General features: G+C 61.2%; 11 protein-coding genes. 7 read left to right on the plus strand and 4 right to left on the minus strand.

The features are described 5' to 3' along the window. Positions 1-26: 26 nt before the first annotated feature. Positions 27-242: a Flp family type IVb pilin gene (locus ACR64R_RS27875; protein ID WP_487359435.1), complete on the minus strand. Its 216-nt coding sequence runs from the start codon at positions 240-242 to the stop codon at positions 27-29. A gap of 497 nt (positions 243-739) precedes the next feature. Between ACR64R_RS27875 and ACR64R_RS27880 the strand changes: the two genes are divergently transcribed. From ACR64R_RS27880 to ACR64R_RS27910, 7 genes are all read left to right on the plus strand, one after another. Continuing rightward, entirely contained in the window at positions 740-2,125 is a 1,386-nt protein-coding gene (locus ACR64R_RS27880) for a TadA family conjugal transfer-associated ATPase (RefSeq protein WP_487359436.1), read from the plus strand. Next, on the plus strand, positions 2,125-3,096 hold the full coding sequence (locus ACR64R_RS27885) for a type II secretion system F family protein (protein WP_487359437.1): 972 nt from the start codon (positions 2,125-2,127) through the stop codon (positions 3,094-3,096). Before ACR64R_RS27880 ends, ACR64R_RS27885 begins: the two co-directional genes overlap by 1 nt. A 69-nt stretch (positions 3,097-3,165) precedes the next feature. Continuing rightward, positions 3,166-4,065: a type II secretion system F family protein gene (locus tag ACR64R_RS27890; RefSeq protein ID WP_487359438.1), complete on the plus strand. Its 900-nt coding sequence runs from the start codon at positions 3,166-3,168 to the stop codon at positions 4,063-4,065. A 50-nt stretch (positions 4,066-4,115) separates the two neighbouring features. Then, entirely contained in the window at positions 4,116-4,667 is a 552-nt protein-coding gene (locus ACR64R_RS27895) for a tetratricopeptide repeat protein (protein ID WP_487359439.1), read from the plus strand. Beyond that, positions 4,664-5,194, plus strand: a complete 531-nt coding sequence (locus tag ACR64R_RS27900) for a prepilin peptidase (protein WP_487359440.1) — start codon at positions 4,664-4,666, stop codon at positions 5,192-5,194. Before ACR64R_RS27895 ends, ACR64R_RS27900 begins: the two co-directional genes overlap by 4 nt. A gap of 48 nt (positions 5,195-5,242) precedes the next feature. Further along, a complete protein-coding gene (locus ACR64R_RS27905; RefSeq protein WP_487359441.1) occupies positions 5,243-6,286 on the plus strand; it encodes a phosphatase PAP2 family protein in 1,044 nt (347 codons plus the stop codon). Between the two features lie 80 nt (positions 6,287-6,366). Then, positions 6,367-7,038: a methyltransferase family protein gene (locus ACR64R_RS27910; protein WP_487359442.1), complete on the plus strand. Its 672-nt coding sequence runs from the start codon at positions 6,367-6,369 to the stop codon at positions 7,036-7,038. 7 nt (positions 7,039-7,045) lie between these two features. Here ACR64R_RS27910 and ACR64R_RS27915 read toward each other — a convergent pair whose 3' ends face one another. From ACR64R_RS27915 to ACR64R_RS27925, 3 genes are all read right to left on the minus strand, one after another. Continuing rightward, a complete protein-coding gene (locus ACR64R_RS27915; protein ID WP_487359443.1) occupies positions 7,046-8,383 on the minus strand; it encodes a type 1 periplasmic-binding domain-containing protein in 1,338 nt (445 codons plus the stop codon). 36 nt (positions 8,384-8,419) lie between these two features. Then, the gene (locus tag ACR64R_RS27920; RefSeq protein WP_487359444.1) at positions 8,420-8,788 is read right to left on the minus strand and encodes a hypothetical protein; all 369 of its coding nucleotides are present in this window, start codon (positions 8,786-8,788) and stop codon (positions 8,420-8,422) included. Between the two features lie 108 nt (positions 8,789-8,896). Then, positions 8,897-17,263 carry a tandem-95 repeat protein gene (locus ACR64R_RS27925; protein WP_487359445.1) on the minus strand — a complete coding sequence of 2,789 codons (8,367 nt, stop codon included), beginning with the start codon at positions 17,261-17,263 and terminating at the stop codon, positions 8,897-8,899. Positions 17,264-17,590: the final 327 nt, after the last annotated feature.

The raw sequence follows: 17,590 nt of genomic DNA on the forward strand, positions 1-17,590 counted from the left end.
GTTCGACCCGGGCCTGAATTCAAGAATCAAGTCGCCGCAGCGCAGGTCGTGTGGCCGGTAGCGCCGTGACCGTTAAGCGAGGCGCAGAGACCGGTGAACTGTCCGCCGACCCAACCGCCGATAGCGATGATCACCAGGATCGACGCCGCAGCGATGATGCCGATCAGAATCGAGTACTCGACCATAGCAGCGCCGTTATCGTCGTCGCGGAACTGCCGGGCCATCGTCATGAGCTTCTTCATGCCAATTTCTCCCTTTGGAGGTTTGAACCCGACGAGACAGAGCTAAGGATGAACCCCATACCCAAGCATCCCCCGTCACGTTCAATCCTAGGTCGTGCGGAAAAGCAGTGTCAAACGGATTAACGGAGCTTTAACCTTGCAATACCTGAATCGAAAGAATTTAATTTTGGACAAGATCTTGATTCGGCTCGCTTTTCAAACTGTCTTAACCATTTGTTCACAATTCGGCCACTGCTCCGCCTTTGGGTGCACCTAATTAGGTACTGTGCATATACGTTTATATCGAACGGGTTAGATTCGCTATTGGACGATGCTGCGACGTAAGTCCTAAGACTTTAGTCTGCAGACCATATCCGAGCTAAATAAAAGGATTTCCGGCAGATCGATTTTTTAACTATGTTGCAAGTAATACACGATTGCAGTCACTTCGCTGCTTGTGCCCCTCGTGGTTAACGCTTAGTTTCGAGCATGGGGATTTGGCAGGGGGCTAGAGCGGCATGTTGGGTCGCTTCATCAAAGGACCGAATGAGCAGCGGGTGCCGCAGACGGTCTCCGGGCCAGGGACACCAAATGGGCCTGTGTCTGCTCCGGCAATCGAAACGGAAGAACAAAGTGACGATTTCCTCTCGCTCAAGGTCGATCTCCACCGCCACCTTATCGACCGCTTCAATCTGACCGCGCTCGAAAACGCTTCGAAGGACGAGATACTCAACGAGATCCGCCCGATCGTGCGCGAGTTCGTGCGCGGTAGAAGTGTGCCGTTGAATTCGCGCGAGCTCGATCAACTGGCCAGCGATACCGCTGACGAAATGCTGGGGCTTGGGCCAATCGAGCCGCTGCTCAAGGACGATTCGATCGCAGACATCCTGATCAACACTCACAACCACGTCTTTATAGAGCGTCGCGGCGTGCTCGAGGAAACCTCGATCCGATTCCGCGACGAGGCGCATCTGCTGCGGGTCGTCAATAAGATCGTCTCCAATATCGGCAGGCGGGTCGACGAATCGGCGCCGATGGTCGATGCCCGCCTGGACGACGGCTCGCGCGTCAACATTGCTGTGCGGCCGATCTCTGTCGATGGTCCATTGGTGTCGATCCGCAAATTCTCCAGACGCCCCTATTCACTAGAGAGGCTGGTCGCCTTCAATTCGATCCGCCCGCCAATGGTGGACCTCTTGCGCATCGCTGTGCAGTCTCGCAAGTCGATCCTGGTCTCGGGCGGCACCGGCAGCGGCAAGACTACCTTGCTCAACGCGCTGTCGAGCTACATCCCTGCCAGGGAACGTCTGATCACCATCGAGGACGCGGCGGAACTGCAACTGCAGCAGCCGCATGTCGGCCGACTGGAAACGCGTCCGCCCAATGTCGAGGGCAAGGGCGAGGTTCGTCAGCGTGAACTTGTCAAAAACGCGCTGCGCATGCGTCCAGACCGCATCATCGTCGGCGAAGTGCGCGGCGAGGAGGCCTTCGACATGCTCCAAGCCATGAACACCGGCCATGAAGGCTCGATGACAACCATTCACGCCAACACGCCGCGTGATGCGCTTTCGCGACTGGAGCAGATGGTCGGTATGGCGGGCATGCCGATGACCCACGAGTCAATTAGGGCACAGATAGCCTCGGCCATCGACATCATCGTGCAGACGCAGCGCCTTTCCGATGGCGGTCGGCGGGTCATTTCGATATCGGAGCTCACCGGCATGGAAGGCAACGTAGTGCAGTTGCAGGAACTCTATCACTTTGTTCGCCGCGATGTCGCGGCGGACGGCCAGATCGTCGGCGAATTTCGCGCCACCGGCATTCGACCGCGTTTTGCCCAGGAGGCAGCAACCCTTGGCCTGCATTTTGGCAAGGATGCATTCAACCCTCAGGTAGCGCTCTGATGCTAACAGGGCAGGCGTTGCTCTATCTTATCTACGTTTTGGCTGCGGCTGCGGTGATCCTGGCGGCCGAGTCGCTATATGTATCCTACGCCGGTCGACGCACCAGGGCTGGCACGATCAACCGGAGGCTCAAGCGTCTCGCTGAGGAAGCGCCGGCGGCAGAGACCCTGCAGGGTCTGTTGCGAGAGCGCGGCTTGACGGACAAAGGCGACTTTATCTTTCGCATAATCGGGTTGAACCGGCTTTATACCCAGTCCGGCATCACTGGCAGTCCTATCGCCTTTGCCGGTATGTTCGCGCTGGCCGGCCTTGTTCTGGCGCTTGCGTCCTCACTGCTTCTCGATTTCTCCATCACTTTCGCCCTGCTCATTTTTCTTCTTGTCGCGGTAGGTCTGCCGTTGCTCGTGCTTCGGCGTTCCCGCAACAAGCGCATTCAAAAATTTGCCAGGCAATTACCTGACGCGCTTGACATGATCGTTCGTTCTTTGCGTGCCGGCCACCCGGCATCGGTGGCAATTGGCCTCGTTGCACGAGAGATGCCCGATCCGCTCGGGACAGAATTCGGCATCGTTTCAGATGAGATTACGTTTGGCCTCAGTCTCGAAAACGCGGTCCGCAAACTGTCGCAACGCGTCGGTTTCGAAGGTCTGAACCTGCTTTCGATCTCGTTGTCCATTCAATCCAAGACCGGCGGCAATCTCACTGAGATACTCGACAACCTGGCTAAGGTGCTGCGCGAGCGGCAAAAGCTCAGGATGAAGATAAGGGCGCTTTCGGCCGAAGGCCGGCTTTCGGCCTGGATAATTTCACTGTTCCCGATCGTCATGTTCTTGATTCTCCAGGTACTCGCACCGGCTTACTACGGGACGATCTGGCACAACCCAGTCGTCTTCCCTGTGTTTGTGGTTTTCGGAGTCTGGGCCCTCCTCGGGGACTACATCATGTACCGAATGGTCAATTTCGACTTTTGACGGGAGCAAGCCATCAGCCTGTCTTCAAATATACAGGATTTAAGCTTCCTGATCTCCATCGCAGTCTTTATGGCCGCGGTGGCGCTTTTCCTGGTCGGTGCGCTGATTCTTTCGCCGGCCTTGCAGACACGAAGGCTGGTCACGCGAAGCCTGATGGCCGAGGGGATTACTGATCGTAGGTCACTTGCCGGACAAGAGGAACTCGCCAGGATTTCCGCCCAACGGCCTATCGAGGCCTATTTTCGCGCCGTTGAGAAGGAGCGGCGCGAGCCGAACGCGCTCGAGGCCAAGTTGTTTCGTGCTGGCTTCTACCAGTCAAGCGCGCCTCTGATCTATACGCTGGCGCGAATCTGCGCCGTCGGCGTCGGGTTCCTTCTGATCTATACAGTCCTGTCTCGGATAATCCCCCCGCAGGTGCCCGGTTTCATTTCACTGTCGGCTGCTGCTCTCTTCGGCCTCGCCTGCATGGTTATTCCGAGCGTCATGCTTGACCGGTTTGAGAATGCTCAGAAGCAGATCTATCAGCGTGGGTTTCCCGATTTCATGGACATGATGATCACCTGCGCTGATGCCGGCATGAGTCTGGAGGCTGCGGTCGAGCGTGTCAGCAACGAACTGGCGGGTACGCACAAATGGCTAGGCATTCAACTGGCCATCATGAATCTGCAACTGCGCGCCGGCAAACCGCTGCGGGACGCATTGCGCGAACTTGCCGATCGCATCGGACTTGAGGAGGCCAAGGCGTTGGCGGTGCTGTTTCGACAGTCTGAAGAGCTCGGCACAAGCCTAACCGGGGCACTGCGTGTCTACAGCGACGAAATGCGCAGCCAGAGAATCCTCAGGGCGGAAGAGCGCGCCAATTCACTGCCGGTCAAAATGATGGTGCCATTGGGGTTGTGCATCTTCCCTGTGGTGCTGATGATCATCATGCTGCCGGTGATCATTCGCATGAGAGGCATTTTCTTCTAAGTCGCCATATGATTATCTTCTAAAACAGAGTCTGGGACTCGGGACACACAATGACACGGCCAAAGCGCCTCGCATTCGCGGCCAGCCTCCTGCTGATCTTCCTTGCAGGTTGCCAGACGAATGACACCACGGGTGGTGTCGTTCGCGCCAACGAGCCAGCCAAAGGCGATTATACCGCCTTTGGTGACACCTTCGACGGGCTGAAGACGATCAGCGATGTGGACTATTATGCTTCAGACCAGGCGGTTGCCGAAGCTAAGACCCAGTTTCGTTCCGAGAATTATGGCAATGCAGGCGCCCTGTTCTACAAGGCCACTCGGTTGGCGCCCAATGATGGGGTCGCCTGGCTGGGCCTTGCCGCTTCTTGCGACCGCATCCGGCGCTTCGACCTTGCAGACCTCGCCTACGGACGCGCATATCGCCTGCTCGGCGCAACGCCAGAGTACTACAACAATCTCGGCTACTCCTATTTGCTGCGCGGCAAGCTGCAGAATGCACGGACCAATTTCCTCAAGGCCTATGAGCTAGCACCCAACGATCCGACGGTGGCTAACAATCTGAAGCTGCTATCGTCTAGCGTGCAGAATACTGAGCGGTCATGAGCATACTCGTCGCCGTCTCTCTCTTGCTCAAGGCGCTGGCCGTTCCGCTGCTTGGTAAGGTCGCGTGGGTCGATTTCACTACGCAGAAAATATCCAACCGTGACGTACTCTTGCTGCTGTGCCTCGCACTTGCATCACTGCAACTATTATCGCTTCAGTCGGGATCGTGGTGGAGCATGGGTTCAAGTGCGGTTGCCGGATTGTTGCTGTTCGTCGTCTTCTTCCCGTTCTGGGCTTTGCGCAAGGTCGGTGCCGGCGACGTCAAGCTGATGGCGGTCGTGCCACTCGTGATCGGGAGCGGTGATCTGACCGTATTTTCGCTGCTCCTGCTCGTATTCGCTGTAGTCATGGCGGTGGTTGTGAAAAACCCTTTCCTCCTGCCCGAAGGCGCTTTTCGCTTCTATGTCGAGCATTTGGATCGCAAGCGCGTTGTGCCGTTTGGTGTGGTGATTTCGATGGCGTCGATCTGCACGATAGCGTTTCAGATTTACGCAATTTTGACGCCGCGCCCTGGTCCAGCGATCTGAAAATCGCCGTTGCGGATCCTAACTAACCTGCTAGCGAAGTCCTCCTCGATGACGCCGAAAGTGGAAACTGAAGTTCGCAGAAATCCGGCAATTTGGCGCAGCAATCAACCATTCTTCGTGGTATTTATTTTCTATGTGTTGGCGGTCTTTGTAGCCGCAGTGCATTGGCACATTGTGCTCGACCCCGAACTTTACGGCATGCTGTTCGTTTTGTTTGGAATTGCCATTTCGACCGGTGTGCTTGTTGTGATGTCGGTCGGCGTCATGTTGCAGAAGCCGGAGCGTCTGTTTCCCGCTCTCGTCGACAGTTTCCATGCAAACGACTTCCCTGATCGGCTCGCGGTCGGCCTGCCGGTCGCGCTTGCGTTGCCTATCTTCTTCTCGCTTTTCACCAGTGTGAAAAACGGTCTCAGTAAGATGGTGCCCTTCTATGCCGATCCGATGTTGATCACCATCGATCGAAAAATCCATGGCGGCATGGATGCTTGGAAGACATTGCACCCGCTATTGGGGAATGGACCGGCTATATTCATATTGAATTTTGCTTACAATAGCTGGTTTGCCGTAATGTTCATCGTGCTGTTCTGCGTGGCTTTCTCGACAGGAACCGAGAGAGCCAGGGCACAGTATCTGGTGGCGTTCTTGCTTGTATGGGGAGTGTTGGGAAACCTAACTGCAACATTGTTCGCGTCGGTGGGACCGGTCTTCGTTAGTTCGTTCTATAGTGACGCCACCTTCGCGCCTTTAGTGGACTACCTCCAGGCGATTAACGTGCACTATCCCGTCTGGGCGCTCAGGACGCAGACGATGCTGCTGGCCAATGCAACTTCGATCGGCCCGAAGGTGGGTAGTGGGATATCGGCATTTCCCTCAATTCACGTAGCTGTGGCAACGCTAAATGCCATTTATTTTTGGCGTTTCGGCGGTTTCCTGAGATGGGCTGGGATCGCCTTTTTAGTCATGATTCAGCTGGGGTCCGTTCACCTTGCTTGGCATTACGGAGTCGATGGCTATGCTTCGCTATTGGCAACGGCAATCCTATGGATCTTCGCTGGCTGGTTTTGCCGGGGTCAGTTGAGATGGATGCGGTGACGTTTCGTATCGTATCATCGGTTATCAGTTGGATTGTTGGCGGAGCCTAGGGGCTGGTTAAGCCTCGTTCGGAGGGAAAGTTGCTCACGGAAGATTTTCTTGGTCGGATTGCCATTGTAATTGTCATGACGGTGTTAGTGATATTTAGTGGGGCGCCTCTATTGGATCATTTCAATCAGGAGATCTCCGCAAGCGCTCTAGCCGTCACCACCCAAGTCGCTTCAACAGCTTTTCTCGCGTTGCAGCTGGTTATGACGGTTGGCCGCATCCCTCCAAAAGGAACGGCGAAGGGGATCGAGCCGAGGCTTACGTCGATAGCTGGCGCGTTCCTGATATTGGCGGGACTGTTTCTAACGCCGCCGATGGAGAACGAAACCATCCAGCTGATAGCTCTCTGCTTGGTCTTTATAGGTACGGTTTGTTCGATCTTCTGCCTTTATTGGCTCGGTCGTTCGTTCTCGATCATGGCAACGGCGCGTCGCCTAGTCACGACTGGACCGTACTCATTTGTCCGCCATCCGCTGTACAGTTGCGAAGCCGTCTTCGTTTCTGGGATGATCCTGTCGCACTTTTCGGCTTTGATGATTGCGCTCGGCTTACTGCAGTTCTCATTGCAATATCGCCGCGCCAGAAATGAAGAAGCGATCCTGCGGCAGACTTTCCCCGAGTATGACGAGTATGCCCGGCGAGTGCCGATGCTCATACCGCGGTTCTTTCCTGCACGCCAAGCGGCCACTTCTCGAGATAGCTGATCTGCGGCTAAAACCCCGCCGTTTGCTTTTCCACCAGCTTCAGCTGGCCCTTTTCCACCTTGAAGAAGGGCATCGACCTTTGGCTGGAGCCGTCTGCGCGGAAGCGGAAAAGGCCGGTCGAACCTCGGAAGCCGGTCGTGTTCTCCAGCACCTTCTTGTTGAAGCCGTCGGGGCCGGCCGAGCTCGCTATGCCCGCGCTCAGCGCTATCATGTCGTAGGCATAGGCCACATTGACGTCCGGCTGGTAGTTGTAGGTCGCCTTGAAGCGGTCGGCGATCGGGCCGGTCTCGCTCTCGTCGAGCGTCGCGATGTAGGCGCCCTCGTAGAGCGGATCCATCGGGCGCTCGAGCCAGCGGTCGGTGCCGATCAGCGTCACGGCCTTGCCCGGAATGCCTTTCGCCTTCAGCGCGGCGAGCACCGCGGTCGGGGTGCCGTCGCCGCAGGCGACGACCACGGCATCCGGTGCCTCCACCAGCGAGCTCATGTCGGAGACAACCTTTGCGCCCCCGTCCCTCGCCGAATAGGGCAGCGTCACCGCAAGTGTGGCGCCGTAGATGCTGAGTGCGTTGGCGACCCGGGATTCGATGGCGCCCGAGTCCGCGCCCGCCGGCACCATCAGCACGAACTTCCTGGCGCCCTTGCCGGCGATCGCCGCCGCGCCCGCCGCGGCGCTGTCGGCTTCGCTCAGCCGCACGGAATAGACGCCGGCGCCGCCGGCGAAATTGTCGGCCAGCGCCAGCACCGGAGGCCGCTTCGTGCCGGAGAGCTTGGCAAGATGCTGCGCGGCCGCAAGCTCGGACGGCCCGATGACGACCTTCGCCGTGCCCGACGTGATCGCCTTCACCGCGAGGTCCTTGGCGTAGCCGCTGTCGCCGCGCGTGTCCTGGATGGTCAGCGTCAGAAGCTTGTCGCCGAGATCGGCCATCGCCAGCCGCGCGCCGTCATACATCTTCCTGCCGTTCTCGCCCGTGCTCCCCGGGGCGGAAAGCGGCAGCAGCATTGTCACCTTGGTAGACCCGGTGCCGAACGTCAGGTTGGCCTTGGCGGCCGCGGCCGAGGTCGGGCCGCCCGAGGTCGCGCTGCCCAAGGTCTGACTGCTTGCCTGCGGGGAGGGGGCCGCGCCACCCGCCTGGTCGGCCGGGGTTGCTATCGCCGACGGATCGAGCACGTCCGAGGCGCCGCTCTTGGACTGGCAGCCAGACGCTGCAGCCGCGACGATAATGGCCAGGGCCAGTGTTCGCGAACGCGCGCGTCGGAGATAGGCCTGGCGCGTCATGCCGGCCCGCGCGGCAGCTGGCGCCGTGGCCGCGCAGGCGTCCGCTTCCACCCCGGCTTGCGTCGTCATCACTGCAAACGGTCGGTGCTATGCACGCCCGTCAGCTCAATGCATGTACTCGACCATGCGGTCGTGGAAGCACTCGCATTTGTTGAGCGTGTCTTCGTCCTTGTAGTTTGTCTTGAGGTAGCCATAGGCCATGCCGCAGGCGACCTTGGCTTCCGAAGCCCAGACGAAGGCGGGGCGCGACGAATTGATCCATTCCGGGCTGTTGGCGACAGCGACCGATTCATTCATCAGCTTCACCACATGGTCCTTGAGCTCGACCATGTTGTCGGTCAGCACCAGGTCCGAAGTGCCCACGGTGCGGCAGTAATTAACCGCCGGCTCGCCGATGATGTCGGCGGCGAAGCCCGCCGATCCGGCCAGCAGAAGCACCGTGGCCGACGCCAACAATCTTGCGGAATGTTTCATATAAGCCCCTCTTCGAATTGCGAATTCACGGTTCTCTAATGCATAGCACAAGCATGCAGCCTTGCGCTACGCTGCCGAAAAGTCTGCGTCGTCCAAACCACCACACCGTCAAGTCACGGTTTCTGTATGGGCCGGCTGATTGTGATCGTAAAGGATGCTGATTACGGAGCCGCTTGCGACTCCCGTCAACGAGGCCACCTCGACCATGTTTCCGCCAGCCGCTGTACCATTGTTGTCAACCATCACGTGAGCCGCGCCGCCCGAGAAGGTAACATCGATCGAGGCGCCTGCCTGCGAATCGGTGGTCGGCGCGCCGGCACCCAGCGATTTGAGGAGATCAGAAAGGTCAATAACGTCCTGGCCGGGTGTGTAGTCCGCGATTACATCGGCAATGTGGACCGAAAGCTTGGATGGATCGATCACAAACGTGTCGTTGCCGGCACCGCCGGTCAAATGGTTTAGCCCCGAGCCGCCGACCAGCAGGTCATTGCCGGCGCCACCGATGAGAGTGTCGTCGCCGGAACCGCCATAGAGCTTGTCATTTCCGTCCATGCCAGTCAGCGTATCGTTGCCTTGTCCGCCAGCCAGGATGGTGTCGTGACCATTGATGCCGGTGAGTGTGTCGTTGCCGTCCTGGCCCATCACCGTCGTCTTGGTCGCGGTCGCGGTCAGCGAGTCGACGCCACTGGTGCCTTCCAGCGAGGAACTCGTCGGATAGAGGTGCGCGGTTAGGCTGCCGGCCGCCGTGTCGCCGTCGCCATCAGTTCCGGTCACCGGGATCTTGATATCGAACGGATCCACGGCGTTGGCGGTCGAGAAGCTGGCCGAGCCGAGCTTGAAGGTTCCCGACGACGCGCCATAGATCTCGACTGCGCTGAACGGATCAGAATTTGCCGCGACAGTGAAGGTGTCTCCTTGTGCCATCCCATGCAGCGTGAAAGAGCCGTCGGCATTTGCCGTCACCGTCGGCGCGGCTCCGCCTGATCCGTTCACGACAGTAACCGTGATACCGGTGGCTGTGGTTTCCCCCGAAGCGTCGCCGATGAAGACCGAGTCATTGTCGGCATTCACTGCCCGGATCGTAAGGTCCACCGTGCCTCCAACAACCTTGGTTAGCCCCTGAGTGAAGCTCGCGACTTCATAGTGGTCGGTGTAGCTGGTGCCGGCCACTGTGCCGCTGGTCGATGCATTGGTCACGAAGTCGAAGCGGATCGCCTCACCGTTCGTGATGCTCTGGCCAGAACCGACACCGAAGTTGCCGGTGCTGGTGTTGACATTGTTCGAACCATTCGCCGTCACCAGCAGATCATTCGGAGTATCGGGACTCGTCAGCGTGGTGAACGCGTTGACCTGATTGTTGCCGCCCGTCGCCACGGCCCCCTGCGTCGTGAACTCGGCTCCATTGAAGATCGTCCCGTTCAACGTGAAGGACCACGTGTCGGTTGCCGGGTCGAGCGTAGCGGTAAAGCCAAGATCAGAGCCGTTTGCAACCGATGTGAGTCCTTGCACCGTGTGGCCGTCTGGCGTGATGTGGTAGAAGAGTTGCTCGCCATTCAGGAAGACACTCGCACCATTGGCGTCAGTGACTGGAGCACCTTCGGTTACTTTGAACACGACATTGCCGACTCCGTCGGCACCGGCGCCTGGGGCAAAATTGAGATGCTCCGTCAAGGTGGTGTGCAGCGAGTCGGGCAGATTTATTCCGTCGCCGATGAACGGGCGTGGGACATCGTCCAAGACTGTCAGATTGACAGCGCCGGAGACATGATCGCCGCTGGTGTCGGTTGCCACCACCTGCAGTCCATTGATGGTTATATTTCCGGAGCCGGCAGTATGCTGCAGCTGGTCAGTCAGCGTCGCGGTGACCACAGGGGTCAAAGTGCTGTTCGGGCCGGCGCTGGTGTTCGACAGCGCCAGATAGATGGACGCTCCAAGATTAGTGGCGCCTTGCATCAGCGTGCCGACCAGTTGGCCGCCGACGAGCGACCAGCTGATTGAATATCCTGCGGCAAGACCGGAGACGGTTGGTGCCACCCAGTTCGGATCCCCTGTTGGGTTTGCGAATGCGACGCTGATCGCTTCGCCAGTGGCAGTGAAGGTGATGCCGCTGCTGGCCTGCGCAGTCTCCCCTCGGCTGCTTGGATCGGTGCCAGTCACGACGCCCGCTTGCAAGTCAGCAGGGGCCGCAAGGTCGAGCGTTGTATCGAGCGCTGCCTCATTCAGCGTCAGTGATGCAGTACCGCCGCCTGTCGGAACGGTATTGGTGTTGATGTTGACGGTGACCGTCGCCGTAGAGGTGTCGCCGTCGCCGTCCTTGATGGTGTAGGTAAAGGTGTCGGCTCCGACGTAGACGCCGGTCGGCGTGTAGGTGAACGTTCCGTCGTTGTTGTAGACGACCGTCCCGTGAGCCCCGTTCGTGGTCGTTATCACGCCGGGCGTTGTTGTCGCCACGCCATCGGCACCGAAGACGTCGTTGCTCAGCAGACCAGTAAGGGTCGTCGGACCGGTGATGGGCGAGGCCAAGGTGTCATTATGCGCCGTCGGCACGTCGTCGACGATGTTGATGACCAGGTTGCCGGCGGGCGCGCTGTCACCGTCGGTGTCGGTGACGAGGACCGCGAAGGAGGTGCTGGTGTTGTCGCCCGATGTATTGGTGGTGAGCGTATAGGCGTAGCTGATGGTGCCGGCGCCGGTGGTGGCGTCATAGACATAGCTTGCCGTCAGTGAGCCGGTGGCGTCGGTGAAGGTCTGCGGCACGCCGCTCAGCACATGGCCACCGAGCGAGACGACGGAGATGCCGTCGGGCGAGGTGAAGCCGATGGTGCCGGACGTGGTCTCGGAGGTGTTGGAGTTGTTGTTTGGATTGCCGTCGGCGATCTCGCCGGAGCCGGCCGGCAGTCCGCCATGCGGCGGCAGGCCCGCTTCATAGACGGTGGTCGAGGCGAGACCAGGGGCCGGGATGCTGTCGCTCGGCGTGGAGTCGCCGATCGAGATGGTCAGCGTGGTGTGCGACAGGTCGCCGTCGCCGTCCTTGATGGTGTAGGTGAAGACGTCGTCATGGCCGCCCTGGGTGCCGGCGTCGCGCACATAGGAGTAGGAGCCGTCTGCATTGAGCGTCAGCTTGCCGTAGGTGCCCTGGATGACCGTGCCGAGGGTCGCGGCGCTGTCGAGGTTGGCATTGGTGTTGCCGGCGGCGACGCCGGCGACGGTTGCGCCATCGGCGCCGAGCACGTCGACGCCGGTGACCGGCGAGGTGGTGCCGACTGCCGTCAGCACGTTGCCGGTCTCGGCGCTGAACTGGTTGGCGGCGACGCTGTCGGTATCGGCATGCGCCGTCGGCACGTCGTCGACGATGTTGATGACCAGGTTGCCGGCGGGCGCGCTGTCACCGTCGGTGTCGGTGACGAGGACCGCGAAGGAGGTGCTGGTGTTGTCGCCCGATGTATTGGTGGTGAGCGTATAGGCGTAGCTGATGGTGCCGGCGCCGGTGGTGGCGTCATAGACATAGCTTGCCGTCAGTGAGCCGGTGGCGTCGGTGAAGGTCTGCGGCACGCCGCTCAGCACATGGCCACCGAGCGAGACGACGGAGATGCCGTCGGGCGAGGTGAAGCCGATGGTGCCGGACGTGGTCTCGGAGGTGTTGGAGTTGTTGTTTGGATTGCCGTCGGCGATCTCGCCGGAGCCGGCCGGCAGTCCGCCATGCGGCGGCAGGCCCGCTTCATAGACGGTGGTCGAGGCGAGACCAGGGGCCGGGATGCTGTCGCTCGGCGTGGAGTCGCCGATCGAGATGGTCAGCGTGGTGTGCGACAGGTCGCCGTCGCCGTCCTTGATGGTGTAGGTGAAGACGTCGTCATGGCCGCCCTGGGTGCCGGCGTCGCGCACATAGGAGTAGGAGCCGTCTGCATTGAGCGTCAGCTTGCCGTAGGTGCCCTGGATGACCGTGCCGAGGGTCGCGGCGCTGTCGAGGTTGGCATTGGTGTTGCCGGCGGCGACGCCGGCGACGGTTGCGCCATCGGCGCCGAGCACGTCGACGCCGGTGACCGGCGAGGTGGTGCCGACTGCCGTCAGCACGTTGCCGGTCTCGGCGCTGAACTGGTTGGCGGCGACGCTGTCGGTATCGGCATGCGCCGTCGGCACGTCGTCGACGATGTTGATGACCAGGTTGCCGGCGGGCGCGCTGTCACCGTCGGTGTCGGTGACGAGGACCGCGAAGGAGGTGCTGGTGTTGTCGCCCGATGTATTGGTGGTGAGCGTATAGGCGTAGCTGATGGTGCCGGCGCCGGTGGTGGCGTCATAGACATAGCTTGCCGTCAGTGAGCCGGTGGCGTCGGTGAAGGTCTGCGGCACGCCGCTCAGCACATGGCCACCGAGCGAGACGACGGAGATGCCGTCGGGCGAGGTGAAGCCGATGGTACCGGACGTGGTCTCGGAGGTGTTGGAGTTGTTGTTTGGATTGCCGTCGGCGATCTCGCCGGAGCCGGCCGGCAGTCCGCCATGCGGCGGCAGGCCCGCTTCATAGACGGTGGTCGAGGCGAGACCAGGGGCCGGGATGCTGTCGCTCGGCGTGGAGTCGCCGATCGAGATGGTCAGCGTGGTGTGCGACAGGTCGCCGTCGCCGTCCTTGATGGTGTAGGTGAAGACGTCGTCATGGCCGCCCTGGGTGCCGGCGTCGCGCACATAGGAGTAGGAGCCGTCTGCATTGAGCGTCAGCTTGCCGTAGGTGCCCTGGATGACCGTGCCGAGGGTCGCGGCGCTGTCGAGGTTGGCATTGGTGTTGCCGGCGGCGACGCCGGCGACGGTTGCGCCATCGGCGCCGAGCACGTCGACGCCGGTGACCGGCGAGGTGGTGCCGACTGCCGTCAGCACGTTGCCGGTCTCGGCGCTGAACTGGTTGGCGGCGACGCTGTCGGTATCGGCATGCGCCGTCGGCACGTCGTCGACGATGTTGATGACCAGGTTGCCGGCGGGCGCGCTGTCACCGTCGGTGTCGGTGACGAGGACCGCGAAGGAGGTGCTGGTGTTGTCGCCCGATGTATTGGTGGTGAGCGTATAGGCGTAGCTGATGGTGCCGGCGCCGGTGGTGGCGTCATAGACATAGCTTGCCGTCAGTGAGCCGGTGGCGTCGGTGAAGGTCTGCGGCACGCCGCTCAGCACATGGCCACCGAGCGAGACGACGGAGATGCCGTCGGGCGAGGTGAAGCCGATGGTGCCGGACGTGGTCTCGGAGGTGTTGGAGTTGTTGTTTGGATTGCCGTCGGCGATCTCGCCGGAGCCGGCCGGCAGTCCGCCATGCGGCGGCAGGCCCGCTTCATAGACGGTGGTCGAGGCGAGACCAGGGGCCGGGATGCTGTCGCTCGGCGTGGAGTCGCCGATCGAGATGGTCAGCGTGGTGTGCGACAGGTCGCCGTCGCCGTCCTTGATGGTGTAGGTGAAGACGTCGTCATGGCCGCCCTGGGTGCCGGCGTCGCGCACATAGGAGTAGGAGCCGTCTGCATTGAGCGTCAGCTTGCCGTAGGTGCCCTGGATGACCGTGCCGAGGGTCGCGGCGCTGTCGAGGTTGGCATTGGTGTTGCCGGCGGCGACGCCGGCGACGGTTGCGCCATCGGCGCCGAGCACGTCGACGCCGGTGACCGGCGAGGTGGTGCCGACTGCCGTCAGCACGTTGCCGGTCTCGGCGCTGAACTGGTTGGCGGCGACGCTGTCGGTATCGGCATGCGCCGTCGGCACGTCGTCGACGATGTTGATGACCAGGTTGCCGGCGGGCGCGCTGTCACCGTCGGTGTCGGTGACGAGGACCGCGAAGGAGGTGCTGGTGTTGTCGCCCGATGTATTGGTGGTGAGCGTATAGGCGTAGCTGATGGTGCCGGCGCCGGTGGTGGCGTCATAGACATAGCTTGCCGTCAGTGAGCCGGTGGCGTCGGTGAAGGTCTGCGGCACGCCGCTCAGCACATGGCCACCGAGCGAGACGACGGAGATGCCGTCGGGCGAGGTGAAGCCGATGGTGCCGGACGTGGTCTCGGAGGTGTTGGAGTTGTTGTTTGGATTGCCGTCGGCGATCTCGCCGGAGCCGGCCGGCAGTCCGCCATGCGGCGGCAGGCCCGCTTCATAGACGGTGGTCGAGGCGAGACCAGGGGCCGGGATGCTGTCGCTCGGCGTGGAGTCGCCGATCGAGATGGTCAGCGTGGTGTGCGACAGGTCGCCGTCGCCGTCCTTGATGGTGTAGGTGAAGACGTCGTCATGGCCGCCCTGGGTGCCGGCGTCGCGCACATAGGAGTAGGAGCCGTCTGCATTGAGCGTCAGCTTGCCGTAGGTGCCCTGGATGACCGTGCCGAGGGTCGCGGCGCTGTCGAGGTTGGCATTGGTGTTGCCGGCGGCGACGCCGGCGACGGTTGCGCCATCGGCGCCGAGCACGTCGACGCCGGTGACCGGCGAGGTGGTGCCGACTGCCGTCAGCACGTTGCCGGTCTCGGCGCTGAACTGGTTGGCGGCGACGCTGTCGGTATCGGCATGCGCCGTCGGCACGTCGTCGACGATGTTGATGACCAGGTTGCCGGCGGGCGCGCTGTCACCGTCGGTGTCGGTGACGAGGACCGCGAAGGAGGTGCTGGTGTTGTCGCCCGATGTATTGGTGGTGAGCGTATAGGCGTAGCTGATGGTGCCGGCGCCGGTGGTGGCGTCATAGACATAGCTTGCCGTCAGTGAGCCGGTGGCGTCGGTGAAGGTCTGCGGCACGCCGCTCAGCACATGGCCACCGAGCGAGACGACGGAGATGCCGTCGGGCGAGGTGAAGCCGATGGTGCCGGACGTGGTCTCGGAGGTGTTGGAGTTGTTGTTTGGATTGCCGTCGGCGATCTCGCCGGAGCCGGCCGGCAGTCCGCCATGCGGCGGCAGGCCCGCTTCATAGACGGTGGTCGAGGCGAGACCAGGGGCCGGGATGCTGTCGCTCGGCGTGGAGTCGCCGATCGAGATGGTCAGCGTGGTGTGCGACAGGTCGCCGTCGCCGTCCTTGATGGTGTAGGTGAAGACGTCGTCATGGCCGCCCTGGGTGCCGGCGTCGCGCACATAGGAGTAGGAGCCGTCTGCATTGAGCGTCAGCTTGCCGTAGGTGCCCTGGATGACCGTGCCGAGGGTCGCGGCGCTGTCGAGGTTGGCATTGGTGTTGCCGGCGGCGACGCCGGCGACGGTTGCGCCATCGGCGCCGAGCACGTCGACGCCGGTGACCGGCGAGGTGGTGCCGACTGCCGTCAGCACGTTGCCGGTCTCGGCGCTGAACTGGTTGGCGGCGACGCTGTCGGTATCGGCATGCGCCGTCGGCACGTCGTCGACGATCTGGACCGAGAGCGTTCCGGGAAGCGAGACATCGCCGTTGCCGTCAGTAACGGTCACCGTGATATTGTCGAAGATTGAATCGGTGCCCGGGTTGGGCTGGTGCGCGGCGTGCTGCAGCGTGTAGGTATAGCTCACTTGGCCGGTGGCGGAGTCGTAGCCGTCGATGGTCAGCGTGTTGCCGAGCGGTGTCGCGATGTTGATCGGCGTCGACGCGCTGTTGGCAAGGGCTGCGCCCGAGATTACCACGCCGTTGATCGTCACCGAGCCGACGCCGTCGGGCGAGTTGATGGTGAACGTCCCGGTGTTGATCTCGGACTGGTCGGTGTTGGGGGCAGGATTTTGCGCCTCGCCGGAACCTTCCGACCCTGAGCTTGCCGGCAGGCCTTTCTCGTTGACGGTGGTGTCGCCGCCATCGACGGAAGGCGTCAGGTCGATGATCGTAGGAATGGAATTCTCGCGCACCAGGCCCGGGAACAGCTCGCGGTGTTCCGGCTGGCCGAATGCCAGGTCCGTCGGCGGCAGCAGGGCGGTGAGGCCGAAGCCGTCGCCGATGCCGCCGGCGGGATGTTCGAAATTGCCGCCCGCGCTGCCCGGCGAGCCATTGCCGCCGGCCGAGATCGAGCCGTCGGCGCCGAAGGCGACATCGACATGGCTTGCCTCGAGCGCGGCGATCAGGGCGACGCGCGGCACCTCGACGTCGCCGAGGATGAAGGTCGGCACGTTGAGCGCGCCGTCCTTGATGACGATCTCGGATCCGTCGGGCTGCACCAGCACGAGGTTGTGCCCGTCGACCTTGATGTTGTCGATGGAGACATTGGCCGGGAGCTTCACGACGTTGCCGGCTTCGGCGTGATATTCATGCGGAACGTTGGAGGCCGCGGTGTTTGCCGCCGGTGCGTTTCCCTTGGCGGCATTGGAGGCCGGGGCGTTGGAAGCGGGGGCGTTCGCGTCGGCCGGCGGCTGGTTTGCGGCCGGGGCATTGGTCGCGCCCTGGGCCGGCGCGCCGCTGCCGACATCGACCGGCACCGGTTCGCTCGCCGTGGTCGCCTGTGCGACCTGCACACCTGCCGGGATATGATCTTCACCGGCGCTCGCGTGCTCGTCCCAGGAATTTGAAACGGCGTCGAATTCGATATTGGTCGTCATAGCTCAAGCCCCTTCGGTATTTCCCGGAAAGAGACATGTGAGGCCTGGACTTTGCAACAGAGCCTCAATCCATTTAATATATTGGGATATGTAGCGAATTGCATTTTTTGCACTTGGTAAATCGCGATGATATATTGGGATATGCCTCTTATTGAGAGGTGCGCGGCAGTCAGCGGAACGCCGCACCAGCTTGGTAAACAGAAGTATAAATTTGAATAAAATTTGATGGAAAATAGAATAGGGTGATTCGCGGAAATTTACCCAAATTCCTTTCCTTTAATTTGAGACAAGATTGGTAGCGTCCACAGTCAAAGGTGGGCGTTATGA

This window comes from Mesorhizobium sp. MC2-1-1 (assembly GCF_057597255.1).